This window comes from Streptomyces tubercidicus (assembly GCF_027497495.1).
GTDB classification, from domain to species: domain Bacteria; phylum Actinomycetota; class Actinomycetes; order Streptomycetales; family Streptomycetaceae; genus Streptomyces; species Streptomyces tubercidicus.
Genome location: NZ_CP114205.1, coordinates 729845 through 743812, shown reverse-complemented (window position 1 = coordinate 743812; position 13968 = coordinate 729845). Strand labels below are relative to the sequence as shown.

Below are 13968 nucleotides of genomic sequence, written 5' to 3'. Positions count from 1 at the left end.
TTATCTGCGGCAAGGGGGAAGTGGTGCCCACCGTCGTACAGCTGCCGGCCGGGAAGGCGTTGACCGTCCGGGCGGCAGCGGACGTGTTTCTCGACTCGCTCGGCAATCCGAACACGGTCCGCAACTACGGGATCGGGGTGGGCAAGACCGCTGAACGGCTTGGCGAGGCCCGGTATCTGGCGTCGGTGGCGGACGACGAGATCGGCGAGGCCCTGGAACTGCTCTGGGGCCGCCGCGGTGGTCAACACCTGGAATTCCCGTCGGGCGGGGGTGCTGTCGTGGCTCGGCTGGTGCCGTGAGCGCGGCTACGAGGGGCCGATGGTTCCAGCCTGGGCGAAGCGGCTGGCGGTGCCGGACTCCGAGACCCCGGCCCGCTCGAAGGTGGCGGTCGACCGGCTGATCGCGCGGCGCGAGGTGCACCTGCGGGAGAAGACGCTGTGGCGGATGCTCTACGAGACCGCCGGGCGGTCCGAGGAGATCCTGGGCGTCAACATCGAGGAACTGGACCTCGCCGGGCGCCGTTGCCTGGTCAAGGCCAAGGGCGCCCGGACCAAGGCCCGCCGCCGGGGCCAATCGCGCGAGGACTATGTGCTGGAGCCCGTGTACTGGGACGCCGGCACCGCCCGGCTCCTGCCCAGGCTGCTCAAGGGCCGCACCCGCGGACCGGTATTCGTCACCCACCGCCGTCCGGGGCCGGGCAAGGTCGTCAGCCCCCGCGACGTCTGCCCGGAAACCGGGCTGGCCAGGCTGTCGTACGGGCAGGCTCGAGCGCTGCTCGACGAGCACACCGCCTTCCGCGGTCCCGGTACGGGCTGGGACCTGCACGAATACCGCCATTTACCTGCTGACAGTATTCGGCCCGCACGCCATCTCGCTCGCCGAGCAGATACGGGAAGCCGACCGCCTCGGAGCCCGCAAGTCCCGCGACGTCAGACGGGTCCAGGGACGGAAGAAGGCCCGGGCTCAGGATCCGGAACCGAAGATCACCGCATTGCTCGCCGAGCACAGACGGACGAGCGATCCGCTGGCGCTGCCTGACCACCACGTTACGGAGAGGATCGCCAAGGGCTGGTCGAAGCATGATCCACTGGTGGGCATCTCTCTGGACCTCCTCGCACGGCGGGCCGGGTTCAGCTTTTTCAGCCCTCGGTGGCTGCCCGCGCTGCGAGGGCCGTTGGAGGAGACTCTTGCGTCGGTCGGCGCGGAGCGGGAATTCGGCAGGAACGCGGTCGCGGTCACGGTGGCCACCGGGGACACCACCGTGCCGTGGACGTCGCCGCTGCACCGACAGCAGGCTGTCGCGCTGGTCGGCATCGTCCGCACCGCCGCAGTCATCGTCCTGGCAGCGGCCTCCGGGATGCGCTCATCCGAGCTGATGGAACTGGAAGTCGGCTGCCGCCGGTCGGAGGAACCCGCCCCCGGCCTGATCCGCTACCGGCTGGTCAGCAAGGTAATCAAAGGCCAGGGACTCGGCGGCGTCGTCGACGAATGGGTGGTCATCGAACCCGCTTACCGCGCTGCGGAACTCATCGAATGCCTGCACCCCGCCCCTGTCGAAGGAGCGACACTGCTGGGGCGGTTCGCCTTCGATGTCCGCTACCGGTGGTTCCGGAACTGGGTCAACTCCGAAGCCGGGGTACGGCTCGGCCTCGCCCCCATCCCGGACGGCCTCGTCAACCTGCGGCGACTACGCAGGACCCTTGCACTGGAAATGGCCTACCGGCCTGGCGGCGTCCTCGCGACCAAGATCCATCTGAAGCACATCGTTGTCGCGACAACCGAGGGCTACAGTTCTCGCCCCGGCGGGGCCCAAGCCGAACTGCTGGCCGAGGTCAACAAGCTGGAAGGCGACCGCAACCTCGACTGGTCCTGGCCGAGTTCCGAAACTACCAGCAGAGCGTCCTCCCGTCCGGGCCGGGAGCCCGGAGCCTGACCGAATTCTTCGCCAGCATCGACGCCAAGCTCGACCCGATGGCAGCGCCGACGCCGAAGACCCAGCGCAGTGACCGCGATGTGCTCAACCTGCTGGCCAAACGGGCCAGGACCCTCCACCTCGGGCCGGCGAACTACTGCTGGTTCACCGACCCTTCACGCGCGCTCTGCCTCAAACTCGCCGGCACCCCCACCGCCGACCGCCCGCTTGTCGGCATGTGTGACTCGGCCCGCTGCCCGCAGGCCACCCACCATCCCTGTCACCGCCCCGTCTGGGCCGAGCATGCCGAACGCACCAAGACCTTCCTCGGCCAGCTCGGCGCACCACGCAAGACCGAACGCACCCGGCTCCAAGCCGACTACGACCGGGCCCTCCGCGTCGTCGCCGAGATCGACGCCGCCAGCACCATCAAGGACGAGGAGTCCGCATGAGAATCTCCGCAGCCCAACGGACCGAGAACGAGAACCGCATCCGGGCCACTATGGACCGGCTCCTGCGCGGCGAGATCCCGCCCGGCGGAAAATGCGACATCAAGACACTCGCCAACGAAGCCGGCGTCGACCGCACCGCGTTCTACGGCACCCGCCCTTACGCTCACCTCCGCATCGAGTTCGAACGACGGGTCCAGGCGCTGCAAGACGCCGGCGAGATCCCCGACCCTCGCGAGGCTCAGATCGCCCGCCTCAAGACAGAGAACACCAAGCTCAAGGAGCGACTGGCCCAGTCGGAGCAGACGATCGACGACCTAACGGACTTCCGCACCCAGTCCTTGGCCCAGCTCGCCGCACAGCACGAAGAGATCGGCCGCCTTCGCGAAGCCGCCGCCGGGGCCGACCGTGTCACCCGACTCCCCACAACCCGCTCAGCAAGCAAGGTCATCGGGTCGTGCAGTTGATGCGTGCTGCTGGTTCATTCCTCTCCGCGCGCACGGCGCCGCCAGGCTTCATCGAGGGCCGCACGCTGGGCATACAACTCCATGCTGGCCTTCAGCAGCCGTTCGGTGTCCTTGGCGGAATGTCCGTTCGCCTCGATGGACTCCTCTCCGGACAGTTCCAGTCGGAAGGTCTTCTCCTTGCGTCGGGCTCCCAGGGCGTTGATCGCGACGCGCAGGTTGAGCCAGACTCCCGGCCCGGCTGTCACGCCGATAACAACGTGCACCGGTTCGAGCCCGAATTCCTGGATCTCACCAGCCTCGGCACCCACGTCACGGAGGACCTCCATGGCCTCCTTGGAGATCATCGGGGAAACCCGGAGATAGACCTTCTCAAACTCGGCCCGCGCTACGAGCCGGATCACAAGGTCGTCATTCGTACTGGTCATACCGCGACGCTGCTGTACTGACCGGGCACGTTGATCAATCGTGAGAATGGCGGCTGGTTGCCGCACGCGGTGTGGGGCCGGTGGTGGTTGTACTGGTGGAGCCAACCGGCCAGTGCGTCGCGTCGTTCTTGCTCGCTGGTGTAGCAGCGGGCGTAGGCCCAGCCATCGGCCATGGTGCGGTGGAAGCGCTCGACCTTCCCGTTCGTCTGCGGGCAGTAAGGGCGCGTGAACTTCGAGGTGATCGAAAGCGCTTCGCAGTTGTCGCGCCACAGGTACGAGCGGTACGCGCCGCCGTTGTCCGACAGGACCCTCTCAATGGTGACGCCACGGTCAGCGAACCAGTCGACAGCCCGGTGCAGGAAGCCGACGGCGGTGACGGCTGTTTCGTCGTCGTGGACCTCGGTGTAGGCGACGCGGGAGTGGTCGTCGATGACGGTGTGCACGAATGCGTATCCGACCTTCGGGCCGCCGTAGGCGTTGCGTGACTTGCTCTGCGTCGCGGCGCGGTGCTTCTCGCCTTGGTGGCGGCCGACGTAGCGCCAGCCGCCACCGTCGGGGATGTTCCCGAGCTTCTTCACGTCCACGTGCACCAGTGATCCCGGATGGTCGTGCTCATACCGGCGGACGGGCTCACCGGTCTCACGGTCGACGTAGGCGAGTCGGTTCAGGCGGGCCGATCGCAGGATTCGATGCACTGTCGACGGGGCGATATTGAGTCTCGCAGCGAGCTGGACCGGCCCTTCCCGCAGACGTAGTCGCAGGCTGACGCACCTCTTCGTCACGGTCTTGGGTGTCTTGGCCGGAGAGCTCCGCGGTCGTGGGGATCGGTCCTGCATGGACTCGCCTGCGAGGTAGCGATCGACCCAGCGCTTCACGGTCGGCCAGGACACCTGGAAGCGGGCCGCGACTTCGCTGATTGGCCAGCCGTCGTCAGCGACGAGTCGAGCGACTTTCAGCCGGTGGCGCGGGGTGAGGGCCGCGTTCGAATGCGACATTTCTGAGCTCCTAGACAGGCTGAAAGGCCGGCCATGGTGTGTGGCCGGCCCTTCAGCTTGGAGATATGCGGGGAGGGATAGTGCAGGTCAGTCGACCGGGGAGACTCGGATGAGGTTGCCGTCAGGGTCCGTAATCACGAACGTGCGGCCGAAGACAGCATCATGCGGCTCCTGCACAACGTGGACCCCCTTCGAGGCCCACCTCGTGAAGATCTCGTCAATCGCCTGCGATGGCCCCGGCACCATGAGTCCGATCTCTGTCGTACGAGGGAGGCTCGGGACCGCGTGCTCGCTGTAGCCCGTCCACAGTGCGAACAGGACACCGGGGGCAGCTTCGAAGGCTACGTAGTGGGGACTGGTGAAGGTCGGTTCGATCTCGAACAGGTCGCTGTAGAAGGCGGTGGCGGCCTCGGCGTCGCGGACGCCGATCAGGAACAGGTTCGGTGCGGGCATGGAGTGCTCCTCAACTCATTGATTTCTCGGTCCAGCACCCAGTGGATCACCCAATCGCGACGGAACCTGTCACCTTTTCTGAGAACATGGGTAAGCATGAAGGCTTCAAGACTCCTGCATCTCCTGCTGCTCCTGCAGACCCGTCAGCGGCTCACTACCACGGAGCTCGCCGCGCGTCTTGAGGTGTCCCGGCGGACTGTGCTGCGGGACGTCGAGGCGCTATCGACAGCGGGCGTGCCCGTCTATGCCGAACGTGGGCGGAACGGCGGGATCGTCCTGCTCCCCAGTGCACGGCTCAGCGCATCCCATCTGGAACCACCAGAACTGGAGGCCCTATCCGTGGCCGGCTTGGACAGCGCACTACGTGAGCGAATGGGCCTAACTGCGGTGTGGGAGTCGGCCGAGCGCAAGATCGCCGCCCGCCAGGCTGCAGCACCTGAGTCGCCGAGCCCGCTGCGGCTGGCTGACCTTGTGCTTGTCGACAGCACCGCGTGGTTTGCTGCCCCCGAGGCAGCGGTCGAAGTATCGGATCTGGCCTCGACCCTGCGACACCGGCGACGCCTTCGAATCCTGTACCGGCGCAGCGCCGAGAGCCAGGCCTCGACACGGGTGGTCGACCCGTACGGGATCGTGGCGAAATCAGGTCGCTGGTATCTCGTCGCCGATGACCAGGGCGACAGCCGGCTGCTCGCTCTGGAACGACTGTCGGCCTTCGAACAGCTAGACGCACCAGCCGTGCTCCAACCAGGCGAAACCCTCCGCACCAGATGGGCCGTGTTGAAGAAACGCACTGAGGAGCAAGATCGCGTGAGCGTGACCATCCGCCTGCCGGAAAAGGGTCTCGACCTGGCGCGGCGCATCCTCGGCACCCGCATCCACCATGTCTCCGACGCGGAAAAAGGCTCGTGCGTCGTCGGCGTGCGCTACCCCGACATCGAGTCGGTGCGTCAGCTTCTTCAGTTCGGCGACCACATCGAGGTGCTCGCCCCTGAGACGGCCCGCGCACGCATCAGTCAGCTCGCCAGGGACCTGGCTGACAGTCACTCAACCCCCGCATCGTGATTGCCGATCAGGTCCCCTGTTCTCAATCAACGTGCCCGGTCAGTACAGCTAGCGATGGCCCCAGAGACCCGTGCCACACACCCATCGGTTCACTCGATCCGGTCACCCAGGAAGTGGCTTGCCTCACATTCGGGCCATCGGAATGCAACACGGCCAGTTGTCAGCGTCGCGAACGCGTCGTCCTCCACCACCCAGCTCAATGACACACGAACCCATCTGCACACAGCCTCTGCGGACACAAGCCACACCTCTCTGACCCACCTCGGCGAGCAGGGCTCGTCGCTCCTGATGCTCATGGCGAAGTCCCGGCACAAGAAGCCGGAGAACGTCCGCCGCTACTTCAAGCCGTCCCCAGAGGCGATCGCCGAGCTCACGAGCCTGCTCGCTCCCGGCGACAACAGCCGATGAGCCTCGTTCCTTGATCGTTCTCAGCGTTAACTGTGCCGGCCCCATCTTCCTCGCGGGGCCGGTCCCTTGACACCGCGGCGGCTTTTTGGCCTTTTTGGCCCTCGGTCATAGTCGGCGCCATGGACTATGACGTAGTAGTGGCCGGAGGCGGCCCGGTCGGACTGATGCTGGCCTGCGAGCTCCGGCTCGGGGGCGCGCGGGTGGCCGTCCTGGAGCGCCTCACCGAAATGGACCCGACGATTAAGGGCGGGGCGATCACCAGGCCCAGCGCCGAGGCGCTCTACCGCCGAGGCATGCTGCCCGCGCTGGCCGAGGTGCAGCGGCAGGCGATGGACCGCTTCCAGGCATTCATGCGTGAACGGAACGGCGGGGACGGAGGCGTTGCCGCGGGCCAAGGGCTCGGGATCGTCGGGCACTTCGCCGGAATCATGCTGCGCGCCGACCTGGTCGACCGTACGGAGCCGGGCCTCGGCGACGCCGGACCCGCCGCCGAGATCGCTTTCGTGGCGCAGCAGGACATCGAGCGGCTGCTCGGCGGGCGGGCAGACGAGCTCGGCGTCGACGTGCGTCGGGGAGTGGAGCTGACCGGCTTCGACGCGGACGACGGGGCCGTCACGGTGCGGACCAGCCACGGGGCCATACGCGCCGGCTGGCTCGTGGGCTGCGACGGCGGCCGCAGCGCGGTCCGCAAGCTCGCGGGGTTCGAATTTCCCGGTACGGAACCGGAGATCACCTGTCACCAGGCGGTCGTGGAGATGACCGGCGTCGAGGACCTGAAGGTCGGCTGGACCGCCACGGACACCGGGGTGTACGCCCACGGGCCGATGCCGGGCCGCGTCGTCACCGTGGAGTTCGACGGGCCGCCAGCCGACCGGGACGCGCCGGTCACCACCGAGGACCTCCAGGCGCGGCTGCGCCGCGTATCCGGCGTGGACGTCACGATCACCGGGGTGCGGACCGCGACCCGCTTCACCGACCACGCCCGTCAGGTCACCGAGTACCGCAAGGGCCGGGTGCTGCTGGCGGGCGACGCGGCGCACGTGCACTCCGCGTTCGGGAGCCAGGGGCTGAGCCTGGGTATCGGGGACGCGATGAACCTCGGATGGAAGCTCGCCGCGGTGATCGGCGGCCGGGCGCCGGAAGGGCTGCTGGACACGTACGACTCCGAGCGGCACCCGGTCGGTGCGTGGGTCCTGGACTGGACCCGGTCCCAGGTCGCGGCCATGCGCCCGGACCCGCAGTCCCGGGCCTTGCGCGAGATCGTCAGCGACCTGGCGGAGACGGTCGTGGGCACCACGTACCTCACCTCGCGGCTCAACGGTGGCGGGGTGCGGTACGAGCTGCCGGGCGAGCACCCGCTGACCGGCCGCAGCGCCCCGGACCTCGAACTCACCGACGGCAGCCGCCTCGCGGACCACCTCCACGGCGGCCAGGCGCTCCTGCTCGACCTCACCGACGACCCGGAGCTCCGGGCCCTCGCTGCGGGGTATGCCGGCCGCGTCGGCATCCTGACGGCCGGCTGTCCGTCCCGCCCGGAACTAGCGGCGGTCCTCGTCCGTCCGGACGGCTTCACGGCCTGGGCAGCCGATGCGAGGGCGCACGCGCTGACGCCGACGGCCGGGCTGGCGGAGGCGCTGGAGGAGTGGTTCGGAGTGCCAGAGGGCGCGGTGCGGTGACGCCGGGCTGATCCTTCGCTCTGCTGACTGACTCGAACCACGAGCCAATCCCACCCACGGCCGCCGCACCAGCCCGGTGTGGCGGCCGCCCGCACCCCAGCCCCGGCCCAGCGGCAGCCCGGAACTCTCACCGGCGGCCTACCGCACCCGCCGCCACGCCCTCCGCCGATGTTACGACTCCCGGCGCCCTACGGGCCGGTGACCAGTGCAAACGTCACCGCCGGGACGGCCAGCGGTGACGGTCACCCGCACCGGGGTCACACCTCTTCGGCCGAGTCCGGGGCGCGCAGCGGGCGCAGGCCGCCCGGCAGTTCGGGGAGCTGGAACGAGTACCGGCCAAGCATGTTGACGTGGTGGCGTACGAACGGGGAGAGGCGGGCCAGGTCCTCGTGGCGGACATCGAAGCCGTCCGCGCGCAGATGGTTCACCGCGGCGTCCACCGGAATCGAGCGGGGGCGGTCAAGATTCGAAAATGTCGATTAGGGTAGCCTAAGAAGAGGCGGGGGTACGGCATCGAGGGCGAGGCATCGTGGACAAGGTCGCGCTCACGGCTGCCGGTCTCTATGCCATCGTCCTGCTGCGAGCCGGGGGGACCTTCGCCGTCGGGTGGCTCGCGGGGGCCGGTGCCAGGCGTGGCAGGCTCGCGGAGCGGATCTCCACGGCCAAGTTCCGTCGCGTCGAGCGGGCGATCCAGCGGTGGGGCGCACCGGTGGTGGCCGTCTCCTTCCTGACCGTCGGTTTCCAGACCGCTGCCAACTTCCTCGCGGGCAGTATGCACATGCCCCTGACGCGCTACCTCCCGGCACTGTTCGTAGGGGGAGCGGCCTGGGCGCTGGTCTACGCGACGGCCGGGATCGGCGCACTGGAAGTGCTGGCACGGCTGTTTGCCGAGCAGACGGCGATGGGTGTGGCCGCGGTCACCGCTCTCCTCCTCATGACGGTGTGCGGCGCGATGGTCTATCGGCGGAGAAAGGCCGGCTCGACCGACCGCGCCGCCGCGGCCGACGAATCCTGAACGGCCGCCCGCGCATTGACGGCAAGGTGCGGCGCGGAGTGGTCACATGTCGGGATGGTCGGGTACGGGTGAGGCGGCGACGGCGTCGTCGAGGATCTGCTCCCGGGCCGAGGTGACCAGCCTGTTGAGCGCGGCGGCCGCCTGGTGGATCTCAGCGGGCCGGTCCGGGTCGGCGATCCGCTCCGTCGACTCGTCGAGGCAGGCCATGGCCTTCTGCATGAGCCTGTGAGCCTCGGGAGTCGTGGGAAGCGCGTCAGCTTTGATCAGGTTGAGCATTGTCTCTAATGCCTCAGCCAACTCGCGGACCGCTTCACGCATCTCGGTTTCATCGGAGTTCATGGAGCATACGATCGCGGATCGGGCGCGAATGTGCCACGGCGCCCCGTCAGGGGTGGTTGGCTTCCTGAGTTGACGAGGGCGTGGGGGGAGAGAGATGACCGGCGCAGACGCTTTCGGTACGGGGGACGGGGGCGTATCCGGCTCGGAGATGCGAAATGTGATCAGCGGTGGGGTGTTCCTCGATACGGTGGTGCAGGCCCGGCATGTGACGCTGCAGCAGTCGCGGCCGGCGATTCCGGCGCTCTGTGGGTTGCCCGCACCGTCGCCGACATTCACCGGTCGTGAGGCCGCTCTCGCCGGACTGGATGAAGTGCTGCACCCGCAAGGGGTGGCCACAAGGGTCGTACCCGTCGCCGTGGTTGCCGGTCTCGGTGGGGTGGGGAAGACGGAGCTGGTGGTTCAGGCCGCGCAGCGGGCGTTTCGCAGCCATGGTTGGTTTCCGGGTGGGGTGCTGTTCGTCGATCTCCACGGTGACGACCGTCGGCACCGCCTCGCGCCCGACCGCGCGCTGGAGTTGCTGCTGCGCGCGCTGGGCGTGTCCGATGACCAGACGCCTAGCGGGCTGGAAGAACGGTCTCAGCTCTATCGATCAGTGCTGACCTCGCACGCGGAGCACCGGGGACGTGTCCTGGTCGTCCTGGACAACGCCGGAACCAGCGAGCAGGTCCGTCCCCTGCTGCCGTCCGACCCGGACGTCGCGACGCTGGTCACCTCCCGTCGCACCCTCGCCGACCTCGTCAACGCCCGGCTGATCGAGCTGCGCGCCTTGGACGGCCGGGACTCCGTCGGCCTCCTGCGAGACGCCGTTCGCCATGCCCGGCCTGGTGACACACGGGTCGATGAAGAACTCCGAGAAGCGACGAACATTGCACGATTTTGCGGGCACTTACCCCTGGCCCTACGGATTGTGTCGGCTCTTTTGGCGGAGTTCCCCCAACGGCCGTTGGCGTCCATCGCGCACAGCCTCGCTGATACACAGCGGCGGCTCGACAGGCTCAAGCATGGCGATATGCACGTACGCGCGGCATTCGAGCTTTCCTACCAGCAGCTGTCCCAAGAACACGCCCGAGCACTACGGCTGCTGGCCCGGCATCCCGGCCCTGATATCTGCACGGAAAGTGCCGCCATTCTGCTCAGCGCTCACCAGGAAGGCGACTCCGACGACTCTGCACACAGTGATGGCCGGTCGTACGACGGGGTCGAGCGGATACTGGAGGACTTGGCCCGTTCGCATCTGATCGAGACGGGATCCGAGTACGGCCGATGGCGCCTCCACGACCTCGTTCGCCTCTTCGCTCATGAGCTGGCGGAGCCGGATGACTCCGGGATGGAGGGAATGACGGCGCTGCTGACCCACTTGATCGGTGTGGCGTACGACGCCACCACGCACTTGCGGTCGGAGCGTGCTCCCGCCACCCGTTTCGAAACGCTCAAACAGGCATTGAAATGGCTCGATACAGAGTACCCGAACCTCTTGGCTCTTGCTCCCGTCGCCCCCACGCTTCCCCAAGCTCAGCTGAGCTTTGCCTTGTTGGTGGCGCTGGAGGACTATCTTGAGCACCGGCGCCTGTATGGCGATTGGGTCGAGTTCGCGAAGTCGGCTCTTGGGGGCACGGGACTCGACTCACTCAGTGAATTCTGGGCACAGCACACGCTGGGACACGCGCTCCTCAACGCCGGACGGTATGAGGAGACCCTTGCGGCTGCGACTCGGACGCGGGTGATCTGCCATGAGCGACAGGACTGGCGGGGCGCGTCCATGGCGGAGCAGCAACTTGCCTCGGCGCTGAGCTCGCTGGGGCGACACGATGATGCCATCGAGGCTCATCGCAGAGCCCTGTTGACCCGTCAGGGCTTGGAACAGGATGCGGAAGCCGCCGCGCTGCACTATTTCGCAGGGACACTGGCGAGCGCCGACCGGCTGAGGGAAGCAGTGGAAGCCGAGAAGCTGAGCTTGGAGCTTTGGCGGGAACTCGGTGAGCATCGACGAACGGCAAAAGTACTCTGCGCCCTGGGTGATATGTACGTCAGGATCGGGCAACTCGAAGAATCGCTTTCGTGCTGTCGCGAGGGTTTTTCCCTGCTGCAGGAGCTGGGTGACCGCCGTGAAGCAGCCGCGGCCCAGTACCGACTAGCAGTCGCATTCGGTCGGCTGAATCGGGGCGAGGAGATGGTGGATGCGTTCGCCGGCGCGGCCGAATTGTGGCATGAAGTGGGTGACCCGCCCGCCCGCGCTGTGGCTTTGCACTCTCTCGGCGTGACCCTCCGGAGCATGGGGCGGCCCGTTGAAGCGATCCGGGCGCACCGCGAGGGTCTGACGGTAGGTGAGGAACGTGGCGACAAGCGCACACAGAGCGAGGCGCTGACGGGTCTTGGTCTCGCTCTGGCAGACGCCCGCGACGAGGCCGACGAGGCCGACGAGGGCAGCGGGAGCGAGGAGAGCGAGGAGAGCGAGCGCGAAAACGAGGCCGTGGATGCCTTTATGCGAAGTGCTGCCCTGCTGCGCGAATTGGGCGACAGGGAGGAGGCGGCCGCGACGCTGAACACCGCTGCCCGTTACCTCCGCCATCTTGGGCGGGCTCAGGAGGCGGACGAGGTATCTGAGCAAGCCGCTTCGCTCCTCTCCGGCGGTAGTTGACACGGACGGGGTTGAGGGCGCTCATGCCTGATGCCGCCTCGGCCCCGGCGCCAAGAGCACCGGGGCCGAGGCCGGCTGTGTTCAGGTGGGACGGTCAGGTCCGAGGGTGTTGTGGTGAACGGGCAGGCTTGGTCGTGCAGTTGTTGGTGGCGCAGGTGGTGAGCCAGGTGTCGAAGTCGGCGTCGTAGCGGGTGCCGATGGTGTTGTAGACGGCGTAGCCGCCGGGGTAGTCGCCGGTTCGGAAGTGTTCGAGCATGGTGGCGATGTCCTGGGGGTGTTTCTCGAACATGTAGCGGACGGCGAGGTAGCCCCAGGGGTAGGTGCGGGTCACGTCGCTGTTGTTGTAGGTGCTCTGGAACAGCGTGCTCAGCTTGTAGGTGTGCTTGCCGGCCTCGGTGACCGCCTCGTCGTTGGTGATCTTGCGGTAGCTGTAGGAGACGTACTCGCCGAGGCCCTCGATCCACCAGATGTCCGGGACCGATGTCTGCTGGCTGAAGTCGCCCTTCATGTCGTCACGGGCGTCGACGTAGTGCGTGTACTCGTGGTTGAGGTTCCAGATCCGGGCCGGGAAGCCGTTGTCGTCGCTCCGCTGGTACATGATGGACATCGGCTTGTTGTCGGGTTTGGTGGGGTCCCCGATCAGGGTGATGCCGCCGTTGTTGGTGTCGACGCCGAAGATGGCCCCGGCGTAGGTCTGGTAGTCGGCGCGGCTGCCGAACACGACGAGCTCGATCGTCGATTCGTACTGGTTGGGGATCGGGCCGTTGTTCTTGACCAGGTTCTGGACGTAGGGGCCTTGGGCCAGAACGCTGGCGCAGGTGGTGTCGAGTTCCGCGGGCGTCAGCGACTGTGCCTTGACGGTGTGGGTCGCATCGCAGGTGTGGGTGACCGGCAGGGCGGCCTTGGTCAGCTGGTCGCGCAGGTCGCAGACGCCGAAGTATGAGCAGTTGGCCTGGTCATAGGCGGCGGCCTGGGACGCGACGGTGACCCACAGGGGCGCGGTCGGACCGGAGATCTTCGAGGCGTCCAGCAGGCCCTTCATCAGTGGCCGGACCTTCTCCTGGAGGGCCGCATGCTCGACGTACCGGGCGACGTTCATCCCGGCGTTGGAGTCGAGGTAGGACTTGTCGGTGCCCAGCATGTCCAGGTGGTTGAGCGCGAAGGTGTTGAGGGTGTCGATGATGCTCGGATCGGCCGTGACCGCCTTGACGTATTCCGGGTTCCAGTTGCCGCGCCAGAGCGGGGTGTAGACGTTGTTGACGGCTGCCAGCATGCTCGGGATGTCGTCGTAGGAGCTGTTGTACGCGCTCAGCACCTGCTTGTAGGTGTTCAGGTAGTGGCCTTGGTCGTTGGCGCTGTCCGAGAGGATGAGGACCTCGCCCAGGATGCCGCCGTTGTCCGAAGTGACCTCCCTGGAATGCGAGTTGGCGAAGAAGGCGTCCAGGCCGCCTCGGGTGGCCGCTGCCAGGTTCGGGCCGTAGCTGCCGACGTCGTCCGGGTGGTTGTACTGCACGTAGTAGCCGGCGCGCAGGAACAGCACCAGCTGCCACACCTGTTCCGAGTTGTTGCCGGGGTACGTGGTGGCCCCGCCCTGGAAGGCGTTGGCCACGGTGACCATCTGCTCCTCGCGGAAGATGTCGTGCGCGTCCTTGCCGGTGACGCTGAAGAGAGTGTTGACGCAGTCCGTGGTCGAGCCCTTGACGAAGGTGACCAGTTCGGGGCCGGTCCGGCTGCCGAAGTCGGAGGGGCTGCAGGCGGCCGCGGCACCGTGCTCCGCGCCGTTCTGGTGCGTCGGCGCAGTCGAAGAAGTGGGGGGATTCTTCGCGCTGAGCGGGGGGAGTTGGGCGACGCCGCGCGGTCGGCCCTGCAGTGCGGGCCTTTCGTTCGCGGCGATTTTCGAGCCGGTCGGCGCGGCGACTGTCGAGCCGGTCGGTGGTGGTACGGGGCCGGGGACGGTCCGGGAGGCGGCGGTGGTCCGGGAGGTGGTGACGGCCCGGTCGGCGTCCGGTGAGTGGGGCGCCGCCAGTGCTGGTGAGACCAGCAGACCGGCCGTGGCGAGGCAGACGGCCAGTCCGCCGGCCAGGCATCTGGGCAGGGGGAAGCGGTGGGGGTAGCGCATCCATGCTCCT

General features: G+C 67.5%; 12 protein-coding genes and 3 pseudogenes. 9 read left to right on the top strand and 6 right to left on the bottom strand.

Annotated features, from left to right (window positions below):
* Positions 1 to 23: 23 nt before the first annotated feature.
* The 4 genes and pseudogenes from STRTU_RS03370 to STRTU_RS03355 all read left to right on the top strand — a co-directional run.
* Positions 24 to 837 (top strand): annotated as a pseudogene (locus STRTU_RS03370) (site-specific integrase); the annotation flags it as partial.
* 253 nt (positions 838 to 1090) lie between these two features.
* Positions 1091 to 1933, top strand: coding sequence for a site-specific integrase (locus STRTU_RS03365; protein ID WP_174878800.1), 843 nt, complete (start codon positions 1091 to 1093; stop codon positions 1931 to 1933).
* A gap of 38 nt (positions 1934 to 1971) precedes the next feature.
* On the top strand, positions 1972 to 2364 hold the full coding sequence (locus STRTU_RS03360) for a hypothetical protein (RefSeq protein WP_174878799.1): 393 nt from the start codon (positions 1972 to 1974) through the stop codon (positions 2362 to 2364).
* Entirely contained in the window at positions 2361 to 2828 is a 468-nt protein-coding gene (locus tag STRTU_RS03355) for a hypothetical protein (RefSeq protein ID WP_159742158.1), read from the top strand. The genes STRTU_RS03360 and STRTU_RS03355 overlap by 4 nt, the downstream gene beginning before the upstream one ends.
* A gap of 14 nt (positions 2829 to 2842) precedes the next feature.
* On the opposite strand, the gene STRTU_RS03350 is transcribed toward STRTU_RS03355, so the two are convergent.
* The 3 genes from STRTU_RS03350 to STRTU_RS03340 form a co-directional block, all read right to left on the bottom strand.
* Positions 2843 to 3253 carry a hypothetical protein gene (locus STRTU_RS03350; RefSeq protein ID WP_159742157.1) on the bottom strand — a complete coding sequence of 137 codons (411 nt, stop codon included), beginning with the start codon at positions 3251 to 3253 and terminating at the stop codon, positions 2843 to 2845.
* A complete protein-coding gene (locus tag STRTU_RS03345) occupies positions 3250 to 4248 on the bottom strand; it encodes an IS481 family transposase (protein WP_159742156.1) in 999 nt (332 codons plus the stop codon). The genes STRTU_RS03350 and STRTU_RS03345 overlap by 4 nt, the downstream gene beginning before the upstream one ends.
* An 87-nt stretch (positions 4249 to 4335) precedes the next feature.
* A complete protein-coding gene (locus STRTU_RS03340) occupies positions 4336 to 4701 on the bottom strand; it encodes a VOC family protein (protein ID WP_046929261.1) in 366 nt (121 codons plus the stop codon).
* A gap of 96 nt (positions 4702 to 4797) precedes the next feature.
* Between STRTU_RS03340 and STRTU_RS03335 the strand changes: the two genes are divergently transcribed.
* From STRTU_RS03335 to STRTU_RS03325, 3 genes and pseudogenes are all read left to right on the top strand, one after another.
* Complete coding sequence (locus STRTU_RS03335; RefSeq protein WP_159742155.1) at positions 4798 to 5763, top strand: helix-turn-helix transcriptional regulator; 966 nt, start codon at positions 4798 to 4800, stop codon at positions 5761 to 5763.
* A gap of 243 nt (positions 5764 to 6006) precedes the next feature.
* Positions 6007 to 6171, top strand: a pseudogene (locus STRTU_RS03330) (site-specific integrase); the annotation flags it as partial.
* Between the two features lie 119 nt (positions 6172 to 6290).
* A complete protein-coding gene (locus STRTU_RS03325; protein WP_159742154.1) occupies positions 6291 to 7847 on the top strand; it encodes an FAD-dependent oxidoreductase in 1557 nt (518 codons plus the stop codon).
* 257 nt (positions 7848 to 8104) lie between these two features.
* On the opposite strand, the pseudogene STRTU_RS03320 reads toward STRTU_RS03325, so the two are convergent.
* Positions 8105 to 8287 (bottom strand): annotated as a pseudogene (locus tag STRTU_RS03320) (Tn3 family transposase); the annotation flags it as partial.
* An 89-nt stretch (positions 8288 to 8376) separates the two neighbouring features.
* Here STRTU_RS03320 and STRTU_RS03315 point away from each other — a divergent pair.
* Positions 8377 to 8862: a DedA family protein gene (locus STRTU_RS03315; protein WP_159742153.1), complete on the top strand. Its 486-nt coding sequence runs from the start codon at positions 8377 to 8379 to the stop codon at positions 8860 to 8862.
* A 42-nt stretch (positions 8863 to 8904) separates the two neighbouring features.
* On the opposite strand, the gene STRTU_RS03310 is transcribed toward STRTU_RS03315, so the two are convergent.
* Positions 8905 to 9201, bottom strand: a complete 297-nt coding sequence (locus tag STRTU_RS03310) for a hypothetical protein (RefSeq protein WP_159742152.1) — start codon at positions 9199 to 9201, stop codon at positions 8905 to 8907.
* Between the two features lie 94 nt (positions 9202 to 9295).
* Between STRTU_RS03310 and STRTU_RS03305 the strand changes: the two genes are divergently transcribed.
* On the top strand, positions 9296 to 11839 hold the full coding sequence (locus tag STRTU_RS03305) for a tetratricopeptide repeat protein (RefSeq protein WP_159742151.1): 2544 nt from the start codon (positions 9296 to 9298) through the stop codon (positions 11837 to 11839).
* A 94-nt stretch (positions 11840 to 11933) separates the two neighbouring features.
* On the opposite strand, the gene STRTU_RS03300 is transcribed toward STRTU_RS03305, so the two are convergent.
* On the bottom strand, positions 11934 to 13958 hold the full coding sequence (locus STRTU_RS03300; RefSeq protein ID WP_159742150.1) for a collagenase: 2025 nt from the start codon (positions 13956 to 13958) through the stop codon (positions 11934 to 11936).
* Between the last annotated feature and the right edge of the window lie 10 nt (positions 13959 to 13968).

Coding starts and splice junctions, on each gene's coding strand:
- STRTU_RS03350 (WP_159742157.1), bottom strand. CDS start 3,253: ATGACCAGTACGAATGACGACCTTGTGATCCGGCTCGTAGCGCGGGCC.
- STRTU_RS03310 (WP_159742152.1), bottom strand. CDS start 9,201: ATGAACTCCGATGAAACCGAGATGCGTGAAGCGGTCCGCGAGTTGGCT.
- STRTU_RS03345 (WP_159742156.1), bottom strand. CDS start 4,248: ATGTCGCATTCGAACGCGGCCCTCACCCCGCGCCACCGGCTGAAAGTC.
- STRTU_RS03335 (WP_159742155.1), top strand. CDS start 4,798: ATGAAGGCTTCAAGACTCCTGCATCTCCTGCTGCTCCTGCAGACCCGT.
- STRTU_RS03325 (WP_159742154.1), top strand. CDS start 6,291: ATGGACTATGACGTAGTAGTGGCCGGAGGCGGCCCGGTCGGACTGATG.
- STRTU_RS03300 (WP_159742150.1), bottom strand. CDS start 13,958: ATGCGCTACCCCCACCGCTTCCCCCTGCCCAGATGCCTGGCCGGCGGA.
- STRTU_RS03305 (WP_159742151.1), top strand. CDS start 9,296: ATGACCGGCGCAGACGCTTTCGGTACGGGGGACGGGGGCGTATCCGGC.
- STRTU_RS03340 (WP_046929261.1), bottom strand. CDS start 4,701: ATGCCCGCACCGAACCTGTTCCTGATCGGCGTCCGCGACGCCGAGGCC.
- STRTU_RS03360 (WP_174878799.1), top strand. CDS start 1,972: ATGGCAGCGCCGACGCCGAAGACCCAGCGCAGTGACCGCGATGTGCTC.
- STRTU_RS03355 (WP_159742158.1), top strand. CDS start 2,361: ATGAGAATCTCCGCAGCCCAACGGACCGAGAACGAGAACCGCATCCGG.